The sequence below is a fragment of the Aeromicrobium camelliae genome (genome assembly GCF_003850045.1).
Taxonomy (GTDB): Bacteria; Actinomycetota; Actinomycetes; order Propionibacteriales; family Nocardioidaceae; genus Aeromicrobium; species Aeromicrobium camelliae.
Window position 1 is genome coordinate 208,032 of record NZ_RQJX01000003.1, and the last position, 17,953, is coordinate 225,984.

13 protein-coding genes and 1 pseudogene are annotated in these 17,953 nt (G+C 69.2%); 11 read left to right on the forward strand and 3 right to left on the reverse strand.

The annotated features are described in order from the left end of the window. Nucleotides 1-276: 276 nt before the first annotated feature. Nucleotides 277-1,353 (reverse strand): aldo/keto reductase, encoded by a 1,077-nt coding sequence (locus EHW97_RS04020; RefSeq protein ID WP_124235868.1) that lies wholly within the window; start codon nucleotides 1,351-1,353, stop codon nucleotides 277-279. A 129-nt stretch (nucleotides 1,354-1,482) separates the two neighbouring features. On the opposite strand from EHW97_RS04020, the gene EHW97_RS04025 reads away from it, so the two are divergent. From EHW97_RS04025 to EHW97_RS04040, 4 genes are all read left to right on the forward strand, one after another. Next, complete coding sequence (locus EHW97_RS04025) at nucleotides 1,483-1,935, forward strand: HNH endonuclease (protein WP_124235869.1); 453 nt, start codon at nucleotides 1,483-1,485, stop codon at nucleotides 1,933-1,935. Nucleotides 1,936-1,986: 51 nt separating this feature from the next. Continuing rightward, nucleotides 1,987-2,805: a siderophore-interacting protein gene (locus EHW97_RS04030; RefSeq protein WP_124235870.1), complete on the forward strand. Its 819-nt coding sequence runs from the start codon at nucleotides 1,987-1,989 to the stop codon at nucleotides 2,803-2,805. Nucleotides 2,806-2,923: 118 nt separating this feature from the next. Continuing rightward, entirely contained in the window at nucleotides 2,924-5,536 is a 2,613-nt protein-coding gene (locus EHW97_RS04035; RefSeq protein WP_124235871.1) for an immunoglobulin-like domain-containing protein, read from the forward strand. A 93-nt stretch (nucleotides 5,537-5,629) separates the two neighbouring features. Then, the gene (locus EHW97_RS04040; protein ID WP_124235872.1) at nucleotides 5,630-6,592 is read left to right on the forward strand and encodes a DUF368 domain-containing protein; all 963 of its coding nucleotides are present in this window, start codon (nucleotides 5,630-5,632) and stop codon (nucleotides 6,590-6,592) included. On the opposite strand, the gene EHW97_RS04045 is transcribed toward EHW97_RS04040, so the two are convergent. After that, nucleotides 6,571-7,464, reverse strand: a complete 894-nt coding sequence (locus EHW97_RS04045; protein ID WP_124235873.1) for a siderophore-interacting protein — start codon at nucleotides 7,462-7,464, stop codon at nucleotides 6,571-6,573. The genes EHW97_RS04040 and EHW97_RS04045 overlap by 22 nt on opposite strands. A gap of 92 nt (nucleotides 7,465-7,556) precedes the next feature. Here EHW97_RS04045 and EHW97_RS04050 point away from each other — a divergent pair, with 92 nt between their 5' ends. Beyond that, nucleotides 7,557-8,678, forward strand: coding sequence for a lipid II:glycine glycyltransferase FemX (locus EHW97_RS04050; protein ID WP_243696297.1), 1,122 nt, complete (start codon nucleotides 7,557-7,559; stop codon nucleotides 8,676-8,678). Nucleotides 8,679-8,689: 11 nt separating this feature from the next. Then, complete coding sequence (locus tag EHW97_RS04055) at nucleotides 8,690-9,721, forward strand: alanine racemase (RefSeq protein WP_124235874.1); 1,032 nt, start codon at nucleotides 8,690-8,692, stop codon at nucleotides 9,719-9,721. Between the two features lie 703 nt (nucleotides 9,722-10,424). Here the strand turns inward: EHW97_RS04055 and EHW97_RS15480 are convergent. Then, nucleotides 10,425-12,560, reverse strand: coding sequence for a transglycosylase domain-containing protein (locus EHW97_RS15480; protein ID WP_208001865.1), 2,136 nt, complete (start codon nucleotides 12,558-12,560; stop codon nucleotides 10,425-10,427). 99 nt (nucleotides 12,561-12,659) lie between these two features. Between EHW97_RS15480 and EHW97_RS04070 the strand changes: the two genes are divergently transcribed. The 5 genes and pseudogenes from EHW97_RS04070 to EHW97_RS15680 form a co-directional block, all read left to right on the forward strand. After that, on the forward strand, nucleotides 12,660-13,376 hold the full coding sequence (locus tag EHW97_RS04070; RefSeq protein WP_243696298.1) for a PadR family transcriptional regulator: 717 nt from the start codon (nucleotides 12,660-12,662) through the stop codon (nucleotides 13,374-13,376). Between the two features lie 6 nt (nucleotides 13,377-13,382). Beyond that, nucleotides 13,383-14,474, forward strand: coding sequence for an inositol-3-phosphate synthase (locus tag EHW97_RS04075; protein WP_124235875.1), 1,092 nt, complete (start codon nucleotides 13,383-13,385; stop codon nucleotides 14,472-14,474). Nucleotides 14,475-14,568: 94 nt separating this feature from the next. After that, nucleotides 14,569-15,132, forward strand: coding sequence for a sugar O-acetyltransferase (locus EHW97_RS04080; RefSeq protein WP_124235876.1), 564 nt, complete (start codon nucleotides 14,569-14,571; stop codon nucleotides 15,130-15,132). A gap of 409 nt (nucleotides 15,133-15,541) precedes the next feature. After that, nucleotides 15,542-16,438: pseudogene (locus EHW97_RS15675) on the forward strand (choice-of-anchor G family protein); the annotation flags it as partial. 1,203 nt (nucleotides 16,439-17,641) lie between these two features. Further along, a partial coding sequence (locus EHW97_RS15680; RefSeq protein ID WP_243696300.1) for an MG2 domain-containing protein occupies nucleotides 17,642-17,953 on the forward strand: 312 nt, incomplete at its 3' end.

Sequence of the window (17,953 nt, forward strand, 5' to 3'; positions counted from 1 at the left end):
GCTACGCCCCTCCTGCGATGGCTCCATGGCCTCCGCTGAGCGACCTCCCTACTCGACCACCTACACCCGGCAACCGAGCCGAGCCCGGCGGGCTTAGCTGGTCGAGTACCGACCGAGGAACGAGGGAGCGTATCGAGACCACGTCACGCAAGCGTGGTCTCGATACGGCTCCGCAAGCTCCGCCTACTCGACCACCGACGACTCGACGCGACTACGCCCCTCCTGCGATGGCTCCACGGCCTCCGCGAGCTCCGCCTACTCGACCGCCTTTCCCGATCACTCGATGACGGTGGAGGTGTTCCAGAGGTCGATGTCGTCGTCGCCGCCGTGGCCGACGAGCTCGTCGATGCGCGCGAGTTCGTCGTCGGTGAAATCGGTGCGCTCGACGGCCGCGACGTTCTCGTCCAGCTGCTCGGGGCGTGAGGCGCCGACGAGCGCGGACGTGGCCGCTCCTGGTCGCAGCACCCAGGAGATCGCCATCTGCGCGAGCGATTGGCCGCGGTCGCGGGCGATCTCGGCCAGCCCGCGGAGCCGGTCCTGCGTCCGCTCGACGACGCTCTCGTCGAAGGACGGCCGTTCCGTGGCGCGTTCCACCGCGTCATCGCCGAGGTACCGGTCGCTGAGCAGCCCCTGAGCGAGCACAGTGAAGGCGATCGACCCCATGCCCACGTCCTCGAGCGTGTCGAGCAGTTCGTCCTCGACCCAGCGGTTGACCATCGAGTACGCGGGCTGGTGGATGACGAGCGGCGTCCCGAGTTCCCGGGCGATCTGCGCGGCGCGGCGGGTGCGTTCCGGCGAGTACGACGAGATGCCGCCGTACAGCGCCTTGCCTTGACGGATCGCGGTGTCGATCGCGCCGATGGTCTCCTCGACGGGGGTGCCCGAGTCGGCTCGGTGGGAGTAGAAGATGTCGACGTAGTCCAGGCTCATGCGCTGCAGCGAGGCGTCGAGGCTGGACAGCAGGTACTTGCGCGAGCCGAGGAATCCGTACGGACCCGGCCACATGTCCCAGCCGGCCTTGGTGGAGATCACCAGCTCGTCGCGGTACGGCTTGAAATCTCCGCGCATCATCCGGCCGAAGTTCTCCTCCGCGCTGCCGTAGGGCGGGCCGTAGTTGTTGGCGAGGTCGAAGTGGGTGATGCCCAGATCGAAGGCGTGCCGCAGGACGGCGCGCTGGTCGTCGAAGGTGCGGTTGTCGCCGAAGTTGTACCAGAGGCCGAGGGAGATGGGCGGCAGCAGCAAGCCCGATCGACCCACTCGCCGGTACGGCCAGCGGGTGTACCGGTCCTCGGCGGCCTGCCACGGACGGTGCGTCTCGGGAACGGGATCGGAGTACCAGACCTCATCGCTCATGTCCCCGAGCCTAGGACGCCCGCGGGTCGCCCGCGCGGGTCGCGAGCGGGGTAGTTCGCCTGTTCTACGCACGATCGCAGCCGTTTCGTGGTGTAAGCGGCTACGCTTCGTACCGGAAAGGGAACGCAGATGGGCGATGTCCTGGTGCTCAACGCGAGTTATGAGCCGCTGCAACGCGTGTCCCTGCGGCACGCCATCAAGATGCTGGTGCGCGAGGTCGCCGTCATCGAGGAAGCCGACGACGGCAGCTTCGGTCCGTTCCCCCGGCCACGGGTGCTGCGGTTGGTCCGGTACGTCGTGGCCAAATGGCTTCACCGCCCTGGCCGGCTGTGCACCAAGAGCGCGATCAAGGCGCGCGATCAGCAACGCTGCGCGTACTGCGGCGGACGCGCTGAGACGGTCGATCACATCGTGCCCCGGTCACGAGGCGGCACGCTGACCTGGGAGAACGCGGTCGCCGCCTGCCTTCGCTGTAACCACCGCAAGGCGGACCGTACCCCGGAGGAGGCGGGCATGGTGCTGCTCGTCGTGCCGCGTGAACCACTGCGCCACTCGAACGTGGCGATGACCTCACAGGGGTGACAAGTTAGGGCAGCCTCACCTACGATCGGGAGCGACCCGAAGGAGGCAGGCATGGCCCACGCGAGCGCGATGGTCAAACCCCGACAGCGCGAACTGCTGCACCTCGAGGTGCGTGGAAGCTACCTCGTCAGCCCTCATTTCCTGCGAGTGACCCTGGGGGGCCGCGATGCGGACCGTTTCCGTCCGATGGGGTTCGACCAATGGTTCCGGCTGTTCCTCCCGACCGGTGATGTCGCGGCACTGGATCGGATTCCGCCGAAGGCCAACGAGACGCTCGGGTACCTGCGGTTCCTGACGATGAGCGACCGCCCCCTCATGCGCAACTACACCGTGCGCGCCTACCGCGCCGGAGGCGCTGCCGGCCCGGAGATCGACATCGACTTCGTCGTGCACGGACCGACGGACGATCCCCGGTCGTCGGCTGCCGCCTGGGCGACCCACTGTTCCCCGGGCGACCGCGTGGCGATCATCGACGAAGGCATCGGTTTCAACCCCGAACGCGGGGTCGACGACGTCCTCCTCGTCGCCGACGAGACCGGACTCCCGGCCGTCAGCGGCATCCTCGGCTCCCTCCCCGCGCACGCACGGGGCGTCGCGTGGTGCGAGGTGCCGGGTCCGGACGACCGACTCGAGCTCGACGGCCCGGACGGCGTGGAGGTCCGTTACGTCGTCCGTGGCGAGCACGAGATCCCCGGTCATGCACTGTTGCGCACGGTGCTGGGAACCGAGACGACGGGTCACGCCTTCCTCGCCGGCGAGCAGGGCCTCGTGTCCGGCGCGCGCCGCGATCTGGTCTCCCGCGGGACGCCGGCGGATCGCATCAGCTTCTGCAGCTACTGGAAACTGCCGAAGCACCTCCGCGTCGCCTGAGTCCGCCGCTCATTCACCGTCGAGCCGCTCCCCGTTGACCCATCGGCCACGGTGCCGTCGCGTCGCCTTCCTACGTTGCTCGCGACCCTGTTCGCACCAGCGAAGGACTTCGGACACGATGAGAACGCTCCCCCCTCGACGGCGCCTGCTGGCGTCGGCGTCGGCGATGGTCATGGCCGCCGTCGCAGCGCTGACCGCGGCGACCACGACCGCCGCTGCTGCCGCCGAGCCCGTCACGCTCGTCAGCAGCGGTACGACCCAGTGGCGCTACCTGGACGACAACACCGATCCGGCCGCGGGTACCGCGGATCGCACCAGCTGGGCCGCGCCCGGCTTCGATGACAGCGCCTGGAAGACCGGGTCGGGCAGCTTCGGCGCCAAGGGCGGCGAGCGGGTACCGCTCGACGGCGGATTCCTCCCCGACGTGCTGCTCAACCAGTACATCGAAGGTCAGGGGACGACGAACGTCCCGACCTTCTTCTTCCGCACGACGGTGGACGTCGACGCCCAGACCCTCGCCGAGGCGGGTGTCCTTCGCGGATCGGTCCGCTACGACGACGCCGCCACGGTCTACGTGAACGGCACGCGGGTCGCCGGCTTCCACGACGACGGCATCACCGAGAACATGCAGTACGGCGGCTCCAACCAGGCCGCGCCGATCCTCGCCGAGTTCACCGCGCCCTCGTCGGTCCTCGTGCCCGGCAGCAACACCATCGCGGTCGAGCTGCACAACGGCCGCGCGTCGAGCTCGGACCTGTACCTCGACGTCCCGTCGATCACGCTCGAGGAGACCCCCGAGGCGACCGGCCCGACCTCGGTGATGCTCGGAGTCGGCAGTGATCAGACCCAGCGCAACCTGTCCTGGTTCTCCGACACCGGCCAGCCGGAGGTCGTCCAGATCGCGCCGGCCTCGGCGTCGTCGGACGGCACGATGCCCGCCGATGCTCGGGTCGTCACACCCACCGAGACGGGCGTCTCGCTCGACGGTGTGAACGCGTACTTCCACGCCACCCTCACCGAACTCGCGCCGGCGACGGCCTACAGCTACCGGGTCGGCAGCGAAGCGGGTGGCTGGTCCGAGATCCGCACGTTCCAGACCTACAGCGACGACCTCGAGCACGAGTTCACCTTCGTGGGTGACCCGCAGATCGGATCGTCGGGCAACGCCGAGCGCGATGCCCAAGGCTGGGCGGAGGCACTCGACGCGGCCGACCGCTTCTTCCCCGAGTCGCAGTTCCTGCTCTCGGCCGGCGACCAGGTCGAGACCGCCAGCAACCTCGACGAGTACCGCCACCTCCTCGCCCCCACCCAGATGTCCACGCAGGCCACCGCCACCACGCTCGGCAACCACGACGTCGGTTCACCGCTGTACCACCAGCACTTCAACCTGCCGAATGTCTCAGACCTCGACGCGGCCGGCGGCAACTACTGGTTCCTGCACAACGGTGTGCTGCACCTCAACATCAACAGCAACTCCACCGATTACGCGACGCACGAGCGGTTCCTCCGCGAGACGATCGCCGCGCAGGGCGAGCGTGCGCACTGGACGATCCTGACGTTCCACCACTCGATCTTCAGCGTGGGCCCGCACTCGACCAGCTCGGGTCTGGCGGAACGACGTGCCGCGCTCGCGCCGATCATCAGCGAACTCGACATCGACATGGTGCTCGCCGGGCACGACCACAGCTACGCCCGCAGCTTCCTCATGAACGGGACGACGCCGACTGTCCCGGAGGCCGAGGAGGCTAACGCCGACGGCGCCGAGGTCGTGCGCCCGAGCGAGGACGAAGTCCTCTACATCACGGGCAACTCCTCCAGCGGCAGCAAGTACTACGCGACGCCCAACCAGAACGCGTCCTGGGTCAGCGCATGGGACCAGAGCCGCACCCCGACCATCGCCAACGTCGCGGTCGCGGAGTGCTCCCTCACCACGACGACCCGGCGGGTGGACGACGGCACCGTCATCGACGCGGTCGAGCTGGTGAAGGACGACGAGGCGCCCGAGATCGGTCTCCCCGGCGAGAACCGGGTCGAGGTGGGCACTGCGTTCGATCCGATAGCCGGGGTGACGATCAGCGATCTGTGCGACGATCTCACGCTGGATGCGGTGACGGTCGAAGGCGAGGTCGACACCGATCGGATCGGCAGTTACCGGCTCACGTACCGGGCCGCCGACGAGGCGGGCAACGTCGCGACGGTCGAGCGGACCGTCGAGGTCGTGGAGCCGGGCGCCGATCCGGCTCCCGGCGGCGGACCGACCCCGCCCGGAACGCCCGGAGGTGAGCCGGGTGCCCCGCAGGTTCCCAGCGCACCGGGTGCGGACGCTCCGCGCGGTTCGGTCTCCGCGCCGGCGACGGTCGTGGCCGGCTCGACGATCACCGTCGAGGTCGGCGAGCAGTACGCCGGCCAACGAGTCCACGCCTGGCTGTTCTCCGCTCCCCGCCACCTGGGCACGCATCTCGTGGCGGCGGACGGGACGATCCGCGTCACGATCCCCGCGGACGTCGATGCCGGTCGTCACCAGCTCGCGATCTACGACAGCCGCGGTGAGCTCATCGGGGCGCAGTGGATCACGGTCGTGACGGCGAGTGCCGCGGCGAACGTGAAGGGCGCTCTTCCGAGCACCGGTGCGGAGCTGTCGTCCGCGCTCGTCCCGCTCGGCGCCGTACTGCTGCTCGCCGGCGCGGTGACCGCGGGCGCGACGCGTCTCGCGGGCCGTCGCCTGGCCTGACGCTCGGACGGGCGGTGGGTGCGTGTGCGCGTACCCACCGCCCGTCGTCGTGTTCGGCCGCTCTCTCGCGCAGCCTTGCTAGCGTCGCGTTCTATGCGTGCCATCCCCCGCCTCGTCGACGCTGTCCGCGGCGCCCTCATCGGCATCGCCGAGATCATTCCCGGCGTGAGCGGCGGAACGATCGCGCTCATCGTGGGGGTGTACGAGACGTTGATCGACGGCGCGGGCAACGTCGTGCGCGGTCTGATGCACCTCGTCCTCGACCCGGTCCGAGGCCGCGGCACCGGGGAGGCTCGCCGCCACTTCACCCAGGTCCCCTGGTCCGTGATGCTCCCGGTCGGCGCCGGCATGGTGATCGCTGTGGTGGCCGCTGCGCGGGTCGTCGCCCCGCTCGTCGACGAGCACCCGGTCGAGTCCCGCGCGTTCTTCAGCGGCCTGATTCTCGTCTCGCTTCTGGTGCCGGCACGCATGGTGGGCCACCGCTGGGGAGCGAGGGAGTGGATCCGTGCCGCAGTCGCGGCGATCGTGGCGTTCGTCCTGACCGGACTCCCCTCGCTCTCACACGATGACCCCGCACTGTGGATGGTGGCGGCGGCGGCTGCGGTGGCGATCTGCGCGCTCGTGCTTCCCGGCGTTTCCGGTTCCTTCATTCTGCTCACCCTCGGGCTGTACGAGCCCACGCTGAACGCGGTGAACGAGCGGGATCTGGTCTACCTGGCCACCTTCGCGGTCGGCGCGATGCTCGGGTTGAGTGCCTTCGTCCAGGTGCTGCGCTGGCTGCTGCGGCACCGACGCGGGATCACCCTCGCCGTGGCCACCGGCCTCATGGCCGGCTCCCTGCGCGCGCTGTGGCCCTGGCAGTCCGACAGCGGCGGACTCGAAGCGCCGACCGACGTAGCCCGGCCGTTGATGCTGTTCGCCGCGGGAGCACTCGCCGTCCTCGTGTTGCTCGTGGTCGAGTCGGCGCTCGTCCGCCGCCGGCTGGCGACCGGGACCGCGTCGCTGCCCACCGGCTCAGCGGCCGAGCAGCCGGATCAGAGCCCGACGCGCTCGTAGATCTCCTCGAGCTGGTCGAGGTAGACGCCGTCGTCGCCGTTGGCGCGCTCGTAGGCGGCGATCGCCTCTGCGGTCACGGTCTCGGCGACCTCGGCGTAGCGCGCGTTCCACGCCTCGGCGTCGAACTGCCAGTAACCGCACGTGTAGAAGTCGCTCTGCGGCCAGCCGAGATCGCGCCGCAGCCGCTTGCGGACGGCACGGCTCGCGGCCGCCTCGCCCGCGAACCAGACGTAGAAGCCTGCGTCGCCGGCGGACGCGGGAAGGTCGCGGTCGCAGACGGCACGGCGCAGAGCGTCACCCACCCGGGTCTCGTCGGCGACGATCTCCCACGTCGTCGAGACGTCGGCGGCACTGGGCAGTGCGATGCGGTCGGCGCCGTCGGTGAGCACGACGTGCGCCTCGACGCGGTATTCCTCGTCGAGACCGCGCAGGATCCGGGCGAGCGCCGGCAGGCCGGTGATGTCACAGACGAGCAGTTGGTGGCGAGCCTCGGCGGCCGGCTTGTACAACCCGTGCGGGTCGATCATGCCGACCTCATCGCCCGGTTCGCACGTGCGCGCCCAGTCCGATCCGATGCCGACCTCATGCAGCGCGATGTCGAGGTCGACCTGGACGTCGCCGTCGACGATCCGGTGGTCGGAGATCGTGTAGACGCGCGGCTGCGGCGGCACGACACCGTCGGGGAAGGTCCAGCCCCGCTTCTCACTCACCTCGGGCAGCACGAGCTCGGTGCCCGGCTGCGGGATGAAGATGCGCACGTACTCGTCAGGGATGCCGGTCGAGGCCCAGCCGTCCAGCCCCCCGAGGGTCACGGTGACGAGGTGCGGGGTCAGCTGGCGTCGGCCGCGGACGATCGCGCGATAGGAGCTCACTTAGGTAAGGCTAAGCGACATCACCTGGCGACTTCAAGGGCGCGTCTCGCTCCGGGGGCAGCCTGCCACGAGGGGCCGGTAGCCTCGGACGGGTGAAGTCTCCCCTGCAGGTCCGACCGATCTCGACCGCCGAGCACCTCGCCTTCGTGGCGGGGCGTGACTCCGTCAGCTTCTTGCAGACCCCCGCCTGGGCCACCGTCAAGAGCGAGTGGCGCGGCGAATCCCTCGGCTGGTTCCGCGGTGATGAACTCGTCGGCGCCGGCCTGGTGCTGTACCGGCAGCTGCCCAAGGTGCGGCGCTACCTGGCGTACCTGCCCGAGGGCCCGTCCCTGGACTGGACGAGCGACGACCTCGACCAGTGGCTCACGCCGATGGCCTCCCACCTGAAGTCCGCCGGCGCCTTCGGGATCCGCATGGGACCGCCGGTGGTGACCCGCCGCTGGAACGCCGACACGATCAAGTCGGCGCTGGCCGACCCGGTGCTCTCGCGCCTCGGTGACGTGCCCGCAGACCACAGCGACGCGGACGCCCTCGCCGTCGCCGACCGGCTCCGCGCCCTCGGCTGGCGTGAGCTGTCGACCGACGGCGGATTCTCGGCCGGGCAGCCGAAGTACAACTTCCAGATCCGCCTGGCCGGCCGATCCGAGGACGACCTGCTCGCCGCCATGAACCAGCAGTGGCGCCGCAACATCCGCAAGGCCGACAAGGCCGGCGTCGTCGTCACGCACGGTGAACGCCACGACCTCGCCGCCTTCCACGAGGTGTACCGCGAGACCGCCGAGCGCGACGGCTTCACTCCTCGCCCCCTGAGCTACTTCGAGACCATGTGGGACGCCCTGACCGCCGAGGGCGCCGAGCGGCTGCGCCTGTACCTCGCTCATCACGAGGGCGACCTGGTCGCGGCGACCACGCTCGTCCAGGTCGGGACGCACGCCTGGTACTCCTACGGCGCGTCCACCTCGGCGAAGCGCGAGGTGCGCGGGTCCAACGCCGTGCAGTGGCAGATGATGCGCGACGCCCGGGACGCAGGCGCCACGGTCTACGACATGCGCGGCATCACCGAGACCCTCGATGAGGACGATCCGCATGTCGGCCTCATCCGGTTCAAGGTCGGCACGGGCGGGGAAGCTGTGGAGTACCTCGGCGAGTGGGACCTGCCGCTGAATCGCGCGCTGTACGCCGGTTTCACGGCCTACCTCAAGCGCCGCGGCTGAAGGAGGCGACCATGGCATTCGACCTGCATCTGCACAGCTCCCGCTGGCTCGACCACGTGCGCCGCACCGTCGATGCCACACCGGGCATCGTCCCGGTGATCAAGGGCAACGGGTACGGCCTCGGGCGTGACCTCCTCGCCGGCGAGGCGCGCGCGCTCGACCTCGACACCGTCGCGGTCGGCACGTACGACGAGGTGCCTGAGGCTCTCGCCCGCTTCGACGGCGACGTCATGGTGCTGACCCCGTGGCGGCCGTTCACGTCCGACGTCGTCCACGACCCCCGCGTCATCCACACCGTCGGCCGGGTCGACGACGTCGCCCGCCTCGCTGCCGATCATCCGGGCACGCGCATCGTGCTCGAGGGTGAGACCTCGATGGCGCGGCACGGACTCGATCGACACGAGCTCGCGCCGGCCGTCGCTGCTCTCGGCGATCTCACGCTCGAGGGGTTCGCGATCCACTTGCCGATGGCCGGCGGCAACCTGACTGAGGCCGAGGAGTGGGCCGCGGTACTCGAGACGTCGCAGCTCGACACGCTGACCTTGTACGTCTCGCACCTCACCCCGGCCGAACTCGTCACCCTGCGCGAACGCCGCCCGCACCTGAGCGTGCGGCCGCGCATCGGCACCGCACTGTGGCTGGGTGATCTCGGGGCCCTCGATGTGCGCGCCACCGTGCTGGACCGGCACCCGGTCGTGCGCGGTGAGCGGATCGGCTACCGCCAGCGGCCGATGCCCCGCGACGGCCACGTGCTGGTCATCGCCGGCGGGACGAGTCATGGCGTGGGCCTGGAGGCACCGCGAGCGGTCGCGAGCCCGGTCGAGCGCGGCAAGTCGCTCGCGAAGGGCGGCCTCGCCGCCGCGGGCCTCGCGCTGTCGCCGTTCACGATCGCCGGCAAGCAGCGCTGGTTCGCCGAACCGCCGCACATGCAGGCGAGCATGGTGTTCCTGCCCGCGGATGTGACGCCACCCGAGGTCGGCGAGACGGTCCCGGTCGCGGTCCGCTTCACCATCGCCAGCTTCGACCGCATCCTCCGCGTCTGACGCACCTCACGCGATAGGCGGTCGAGTAGGCGGAGCTCTGCGGAGCCGTATCGAGTCCACGTGACGTCACTGGTCTCGATACGGCCCTCGTTCCTCGGGCCTACTCGACCACCTAACCCAGGTGTCAGCCGCAGCTCCCGCAGACATTTCGGAACCACGTCGCCCACCCGCCGTAGGTGGTCGAGCAGGAGGTCGCCACTGCTCGACCACCTGACCCGGGTCTAGGCCGGAGCTCCCGCAGGCACTGCGGGACCACCTCGCTCACCGCGCCATAGATGGTCGAGTAGGAGGTCGCTCAGCGACCGACGTATCGAGACCACGTCGCCACTGCTCGACCACCTGACCCGGGTGTAGGCCGGAGCTCCCGCAGACATTGCGGGACCACCTCGCTCACCGCGCCATAGGTGGTCGAGTAGGAGGTCGCTCAACGACCGACGTATCGAGACCACGCCACCTCACCTGGTCTCGATACGCGGCTCGCAGAACTCGCCACTACTCGACCAGCTATGAGGCGCTCGCCACTGCTCGACCACCTGACCCGGGTCTAGGCCGGAGCTCCCGCAGACATTGCGGGACCACGTCGCTCACCGCGCCATAGGTGGTCGAGTAGGGGGTCGCTCAACGACCGACGTATCGAGACCACGTCACCTCGACTGGTCTCGATACGGCCCTCGTCCCTCGGGCCTACTCGACCACCTATGGGTCAGTCGAAGATCCCGGTCGGAGGAGACGCGGTCGGCTCGGTCGGCTCCTCCGGCTCGTCCGGCTCAGTCGGCTGAGTCGGTTCCGGCGTCGGGCTCGGCTCCGGCTCGGGCGTCGGCTCGGGCTCCGGGGTGGGTTCGGGCTCGGGCTCGGGGGGCGGCGGAGGCGGCGTGTAAACCGTTCCCAGCTCGGCCCGGATGTTGCCCGGCTCGGGGAACTCCCCGCAGTCCGAGGGGTCGATCACCTGGCGCTGGTAGGCCTGGAACGTCTGCGCCGGGTACGTGCCACCGAAGAACGGGTTCAGGTAGCCGCGCAGCTGGCCGTTGCCCGGCTCACGGTTGAACATCACCGCGGTGACGAGCTTCGGTGTCATGCCGATGAACCACGAGGACGACACCCGCTCGTTCTGTCCGTTCGCGTCGGTCGCAGTCGCGGTACCCGTCTTGCCGGCGGTCGGGCACTGGGTACGGGCACGCGTACCCGACCCGTTCTGCACGACGGCCTGGAGGGCATCGACGGTGTCACCAGCGACGTCAGGCGCGATCGTCTGCTTGACGTTCGGGCTGTGCTGGTGCTGCGGCTGGCCGTTCGAATCGGTCACCGATTCGATCACGTACCACTCGGCACGCTTACCCCCGGCCGCGAGCGTGGCGAAACCGTTCGCCATGTCCACAGGTGCCACGTTCTCGTAGCCGAGCGACACGCCGATGACCGGGTTGATCGTGTCGAGGGTCGACTGCGGGATGCCCGCGCGGCCGGCGGCGTCGAGGATCTTCTGCGGGCCGTCCTCCATCTGGTCGGTCAGGTCCACGAACGCCGTGTTGACCGAGTTGGCCGTCGCCTGTCGCAGGGAGATGTAGCCGTACGACTGACCACCGCTGTCACCCTGGTTGACGATCGTGTCGTTGCCGATCTGCAGTGGCGAGTTGCCGTTGAGCCGGGTCTGCAGGCTGTAACCGTTCTCCAGCGCCGCGACGACCGCGAACGCCTTGAACGTCGAGCCCGGCTGCGTGCCCCGGACAGCCCAGTTGAACTGCTTCTGCAGGTAGTCCGGGCCGCCGTACATCGCCCGGACCGCACCCGTCCCCGGCTCGACGGACACGAGAGCCTCGTTCAGCTCATCGAGTCCCGCGGGACGGACTTGGTCGACGGCTGCGATGGCGGCGTCCTGCATCGACTTGTCGAACGTGGTGACGATCTTCAAACCGCCACCGTTGATCTCGTAGTCGGTGAACTGCAACTGCTCCATGTGCCGTTGCACGAGCTCGAGCAGATAACCGTTGGGGCCCTGGAACTTGTTCTGGTCCTGCTTGGGTGCGAACGCCGGCAGCGCCTCCTTGTACTGCGCGGCCTCCTCGGCAGACAGCGAGCCCGCCTTGACCATGCCGTCGATGACGTACTGGTAGCGCGGGAGGATGCGTTCGGTCGCGCCCTCGGTGTAGGGGTCGTAGTAGGAGGGGCTGTTGATGACCGTGGCGAGGTACGCGGCCTCCTGCACGGTCAACTCCGCGGCGGGCTTGTTGAAGTAGTTGTTGGCGGCGACCTCGACGCCGTAGGCGCCGTTGCCGAAGTAGATCGTGTTGAGGTACCCCTCGAGGATCTCCTCCTTACTGCGCTGGTTGTCGATCTTGACCGAAAGGATGGCTTCCTTCAGCTTGCGGGTGTACGTCTGCTCCTGCGTGAGGTAGAGGATCTTGACGTACTGCTGGGTGATGGTGGAGCCACCGCCGGTGATCTGCCCGCTCTGCGTGTTGTCGCGCAGGGCGCGGATGATGCCCCGGACGTCGATGCCCTGGTTCTCCCAGAAGGTACGGTCCTCGGCGGCGATCGCGGCGTCCTTCATGACCGCGGGAATCTCGTCGTAGCTCAGCATCACGCGATCTTGCGTGGAGAAGCTGCCGATCTTCGTGGTGCCGTCGGAGAAGTAGACGTCCGTCCGCTGCGTCTGGAAGTCCGCGTTGGGATCGGGGATCTTGATGACCGCGTAGGCGGTCGCGAAGGCCGCCGTTCCCGCCACGAGTCCGATGACTCCCAGGAAGAGCAGCCAGCGCAGGACCTTGACCGGCCACGGTCCATGACCGCCGATGCGGCGGAGCGGACCGCGCCTCTCCTTGGTCTTCTTGCGAGTTCTCGCCACCTGGTTTTCCCTTCACGCCGCGCGCGGGCGCGCGCCACCAGCGTCCCAGTGTGCCGGGTGAGGCCTGAAGTTCAAAGATCCCCCGCCACAATCGGTGACGTGAGTGACGCTACGATGTATCGTCTCGATATAACTCGTCGTCACGTCTCGGAGGAGCATCCGTTGTCCCGTCGCAGGGGAGTCGCCCTCGAGCTCGCCGTTCTCGGCCTGCTCGCCGACTCGCCGATGCACGGCTACGAGCTGCGCAAGCAGGTCAACGGCCTGCTCGGCTGGACTCGCCTGCTGTCCTACGGAACCCTCTATCCCTGCCTGAAGACGCTGGGCCGGCAGGGCTACATCGTGGCCGACGAGGACGTCGACAGCGGCCGCCGGGCCAAGATCACCTACCGGCTCACGGCGGAGGGCAAGGAACACCTCGCCGAACTGCTGTCCGATACCGGACCGAGTGCCTGGGACGACGAGAATTTCGGCGTGCGCTTCGCCTTCTTCTCGCGCACCACGTCCCCGATCCGGGTGCGCATCCTCGAGGGCCGGCGGTCCCGGCTCGAGGAGCGCCTCGACAACGTCAAGAACGCCGCCCTGCGCGGGCGTGACCGGATGGACTCCTACACCCGCGAGCTGCAACGGCACGGGTTGGAGTCCGTCGAGCGTGAGATCACGTGGCTCACCGAGCTGATCGAGCGCGAGCGGGCAGCGGCGGACACGGCTCCCGGGGCGACCACGCCCCCGTCGGGTGCCGCGACGACCTCCGCGGACGAGGCCGACCGGGGTCAGCGTCCGAAGAAGCGAACATCCACCACGAGAAAGAAGAAGTGAGGACTCATGGGTTCGGTACGCGTAGCGATCGTCGGCGTAGGCAACTGCGCCACATCCCTGATCCAGGGCGTCGAGTACTACAAGAACGCTGATCCGAACGGCTCCGTGCCGGGTCTCATGCACGTGCAGTTCGGTGACTACCACGTGCGCGACATCGAGTTCGTGGCCGCGTTCGATGTCGACGCCAAGAAGGTCGGTTTCGATCTCGCGGAGGCCACCCAGGCCAGCGAGAACAACACGATCAAGATCACCGACGTGCCGCCGACCGGTGTCACCGTGCAGCGCGGACACACCCTCGACGGCCTCGGCAAGTACTACCGCGAGACGATCGAGGAAGCCTCGGCCGAGCCGGTCGACGTGGTGCAGGTCCTCAAGGACACGCAGGCCGACGTGCTCGTGTCCTACCTCCCGGTGGGTTCGGAGGAGGCCGACAAGTTCTACGCCCAGTGCGCGATCGACGCCGGTGTCGCCTTCGTCAACGCGCTGCCGGTGTTCATCGCGTCGGACCCCGAGTGGGCCAAGAAGTTCGAGGACGCCGGCGTCCCGATCATCGGCGACGACATCAAGAGCCAGGTCGGCGCCACCATCACCCACCGCGTGATGGCGAAGCTGTTCGAGGATCGTGGCGTCGTGCTCGACCGCACCTACCAGCTGAACGTCGGCGGCAACATGGACTTCAAGAACATGCTCGAGCGTGATCGCCTGGAGTCCAAGAAGGTGTCGAAGACCCAGGCCGTCACCTCGAACCTCAACGGTCCACTCTCGGGCAAGATCGAGGACAAGAACGTGCACATCGGCCCGAGCGACTACGTGCAGTGGCTCGACGACCGCAAGTGGGCGTACGTCCGCCTCGAGGGTCGCGCCTTCGGCGACGTTCCACTGAACCTCGAGTACAAGCTCGAGGTGTGGGACTCCCCGAACTCGGCCGGCATCATCATCGACGCGATCCGCGCGGCCAAGATCGCCAAGGACCGCGGAATCGGCGGCCCGCTCATCTCGGCGTCGTCCTACCTGATGAAGAGCCCGCCGGTGCAGCGCGCCGACGACCTCGGCCGTGCCAAGCTCGAGGCGTTCATCGAGGGCACCGAGGAGCGCTGACCTTCGGGCTCGCCGCCGCAAGTCAGCATCCGACGCGAAGGACGTCGGCGCCATCGGGCGTCGGCGTCCTTCGTCGTTGTCCTAGCGTGAGGGCATGACTGACGCGCGCAGCATGCACGAGCGGATGCTCGCCGGTGACCTCTACATCACGGACGACCCGCAGATCGCGGCCGACTCTCGCCGCGCCCTGCAGTTGGCGCACCGGATCAACACGACCGACCCCACCGACACGGACACCGTGCGGGCGCTGTTCACCGAACTGCTCGGGCACTACGGCGACGGCGCCGAGATCCGGCCGCCGTTCCGCTGCGACTACGGGTACCAGACGAGCTTCGGCGCCCGGTCCTTCGCGAACTTCGGGCTGGTCGTCCTCGACGTCGCGGAGGTGACCATCGGCGAGGACGTGCAGATCGGGCCCAACGTCCAACTGCTCACGGCGACCCACCCGTTGGAGCCCGGACCCCGCCGCGACAAGTGGGAGTCGGCCGAGCCCATCACGATCGGCGACAACGTCTGGCTCGGAGGCGGCGTCATCGTCTGCCCCGGGGTGACCATCGGCGAGAACACCGTGGTCGGCGCCGGGTCGGTCGTGGTGCGCGACCTCCCGGCCGGGGTGATCGCCGTGGGCTCGCCGGCCCGGGTCGTGCGCGAGCTCTAGTCCGGACGTCAGCCGGCCGAGGCGCGGCGTCGGCACAGGATGGCCGCGCTCAGGTGGAGTGCGCCGGCGCAGTCAGGGCGTCCCCCGGCGCGAGCCGGCCAGAAGAACTGTCGTAGATCAGCTCCGGGCGTGGTCTGGACCTCCCACACCTGCCCGCCCTCGATCACACTGATCGGGACATGGCGCCAGCCCTCGTTCACCAACACGGGCCCGGGGCCAACTCTGTAGCGCAACGGAAACCGTCGTCCGGTTCGAGATGCGCGCCGGCGAATGCTCGCTGACGATGGGTGCAGTCACAACACCTACCTCGGGGGGCTTCGTGTCCAACAGACGCTTGTCTTCGCATCCTGCTCGCAGATGGGCGGCCAGAGGCGCCGCCATCGCCCTGATCGCGCCGGCGATCACCCTCGTGCCCGGAACCGCCTCCGCGGCACCCGAAGATCCGGCGGAAGGCCTGGCTCGAGTCATCGCATCCGACCTGCTCACGGCCGACCTCGCCGACGCCGTCTCGGCGTCGAGTGGGAGCCAGACCGATCAGGGCCCCAACGCCGCCGCCATCGACGCGGAGGTGCTCAACAGCCTGATCGGCGTGCAACTGCCCACGATCGGCCTGCCGCTCATCGCGTCAGGCGGCAACCCGGGCCTGCTCGACCTCGGCGACGCAGCCGCCGCCGGCGCGTTGAACGCCGCCTCGGCCTCACCCGCGGACGACTCGTCGGTTGCCGCGGCGGGCGCGGTGGGCGATAACGGCGCGATCGACCTCGGCACGGTCGGCGACCCCACCACCATCGGCGACGCGCGCCTCGATCTCACCGCGTTGCTGGGACAGCTCGGAGTCGACGACATCACCGACACCGTCGTCGATCAGCTCTCCGTCGAACTCGGTGCACTCGCTTCGCGGGCGGCGCAGACCGGCGCGGAGGCCGAGCGGACCTACGGGCTCGCCGGAGCGTAGATCGCCATCAGCAGCCCTGCCGTCGACGCACTCGCCGCGGACCTCGAAGCGACGATCCTCGACGCCGGTAGCGCCTTCAACGCTGCGGTCGGCCCCGGCGGCGCCATCGACAGCGTCGCGCAGGAGACCGTGCTGGATCTCACCGTTCCCATCGTCGGCGGCATCAGCGCCGGGCCCGGCACGGTCACCGCTGCACTCGATCTGCAGCCGACCGTGGACGCCATCTTGGCAACGCCCCTCACCAGCTCCGACGGGATCGTGACGGTCGACCTCGACGACGGCCTGATCCTGGTCAACGTGGCCAAGCTCCTCAAGGGTCCTGACGCCACGGACCTCAACGGTCTGTCCCCCAATACTCAAGTGCTGACCGCCGCCACCATCGACCAGATCGGCGCAGGGATCGCCGACGCGCTCGGCGGCCTGGGCGAGACCGCCGGCGAGCTCATCGATGCCGCCCTGAACACCGCGACCCTGACGCTCGACGTGCCGGTCACGGTGACGCTCCTGGGGCAACCGGCGGTCGATCTCTCCTCGGGGGTTTCGGGTTCGCTCGGTGGCTTCCTGGGGCTCGAAGGGTCGACGGCGCCTACTGTCACGCCGCCACCCGCGATCCCAGTCCAGTTGGCGGATCCGCTGCAGACCGTGCTGAACGACGCGCTCGCTGGCCTCGGCGGCGCGCTCAGCGGCGTGCTCGAGCCCGTCACGACCGGTCTCGAAGGCACGGTGAACACGCTGGTCGGCACGCTGACCACGGCGATCGATCCGCTGCTCACGACGGTCCTTCCGAACATCGCCCAGCTGACCATCAACCAGCAGACGACGGCCGACCCCGATGAGCTCGAGAACACCACCGGGTCCGCGACGGTCCGTGCGCTCGACATCACGTTGCTGCCGACGCTGGCTGAGCCGCTCGCGCGGGTCGGCCTCGCGTCCTCCACCGTCCGCGTCGACACCGCCGCGGAACCGGCACCGACCCTGACCGGGGCCCCCGACGAGGTGCGTCCCGGGCAGACCGTCGACGTCACGACCGAGGGCTGGGAACCGGACACCGAGCTCGATCTCACCTACGTCGATGCCGACGGCAACGAGATCGGCACGTCCACCGTCACCACCAACGGCGAGGGCGTCGCCACCGACACCTTCACCGTTCCCGACGGCACGCCGGTCGGCGACCTGACGATCACGGCTACCGCCGAGGACGGCACGACCGCGAGCGACACGGTCACCGTGCTCGCTCCCCCGACGCTGGCAGCGAGTCCCGCGTCGGTGCCGCAGGAGGGCACCGTGAACGTCACGGGCGAAGGCTGGCCCGCCGACACCGAGGTGACGGTGACCTACACCGACGCCGAGGGCAACCCGGTGGGCGAGAACACCGTCACCACGAGCGGCGACGGCACCTTGACCGACACCCTGACGCTGCCGCCGGGCACCGCTCCGGGAACCCTGACGATCGTCGCCACCGGTCCAGACGGTCTCGACGCGACGACCACGACGCAGGTCGAGGCCGCGCCCGTGCTCACCGCCGCGCCCGGAGAGGTGAGCGCCGGAGACACCGTGGCGGTCAGCAGCGCGGGATGGCCGGTCAACACGCCCCTGACCGTCACGTTCACGGACGCCGACGGCAACGAGATCGGCACGCAGCCTGTGACGACCGACGCGAACGGGACCTTCTCGACCACGTTCGAGGTTCCCGCCGGTACGGCGCTGGGAACGCTCGATATCACGGCCGCCGACGGTGCCGGCCGCACCGCCTCGGCCGAGGTCGAGGTGGTCGCGGACCCGGTCATCACGGTGACTCCGCCGGTCGCGGCGCCCGGTGACACCATCACGACGGACGGTTCGGGCTACCCGCCGAACACCGACGTC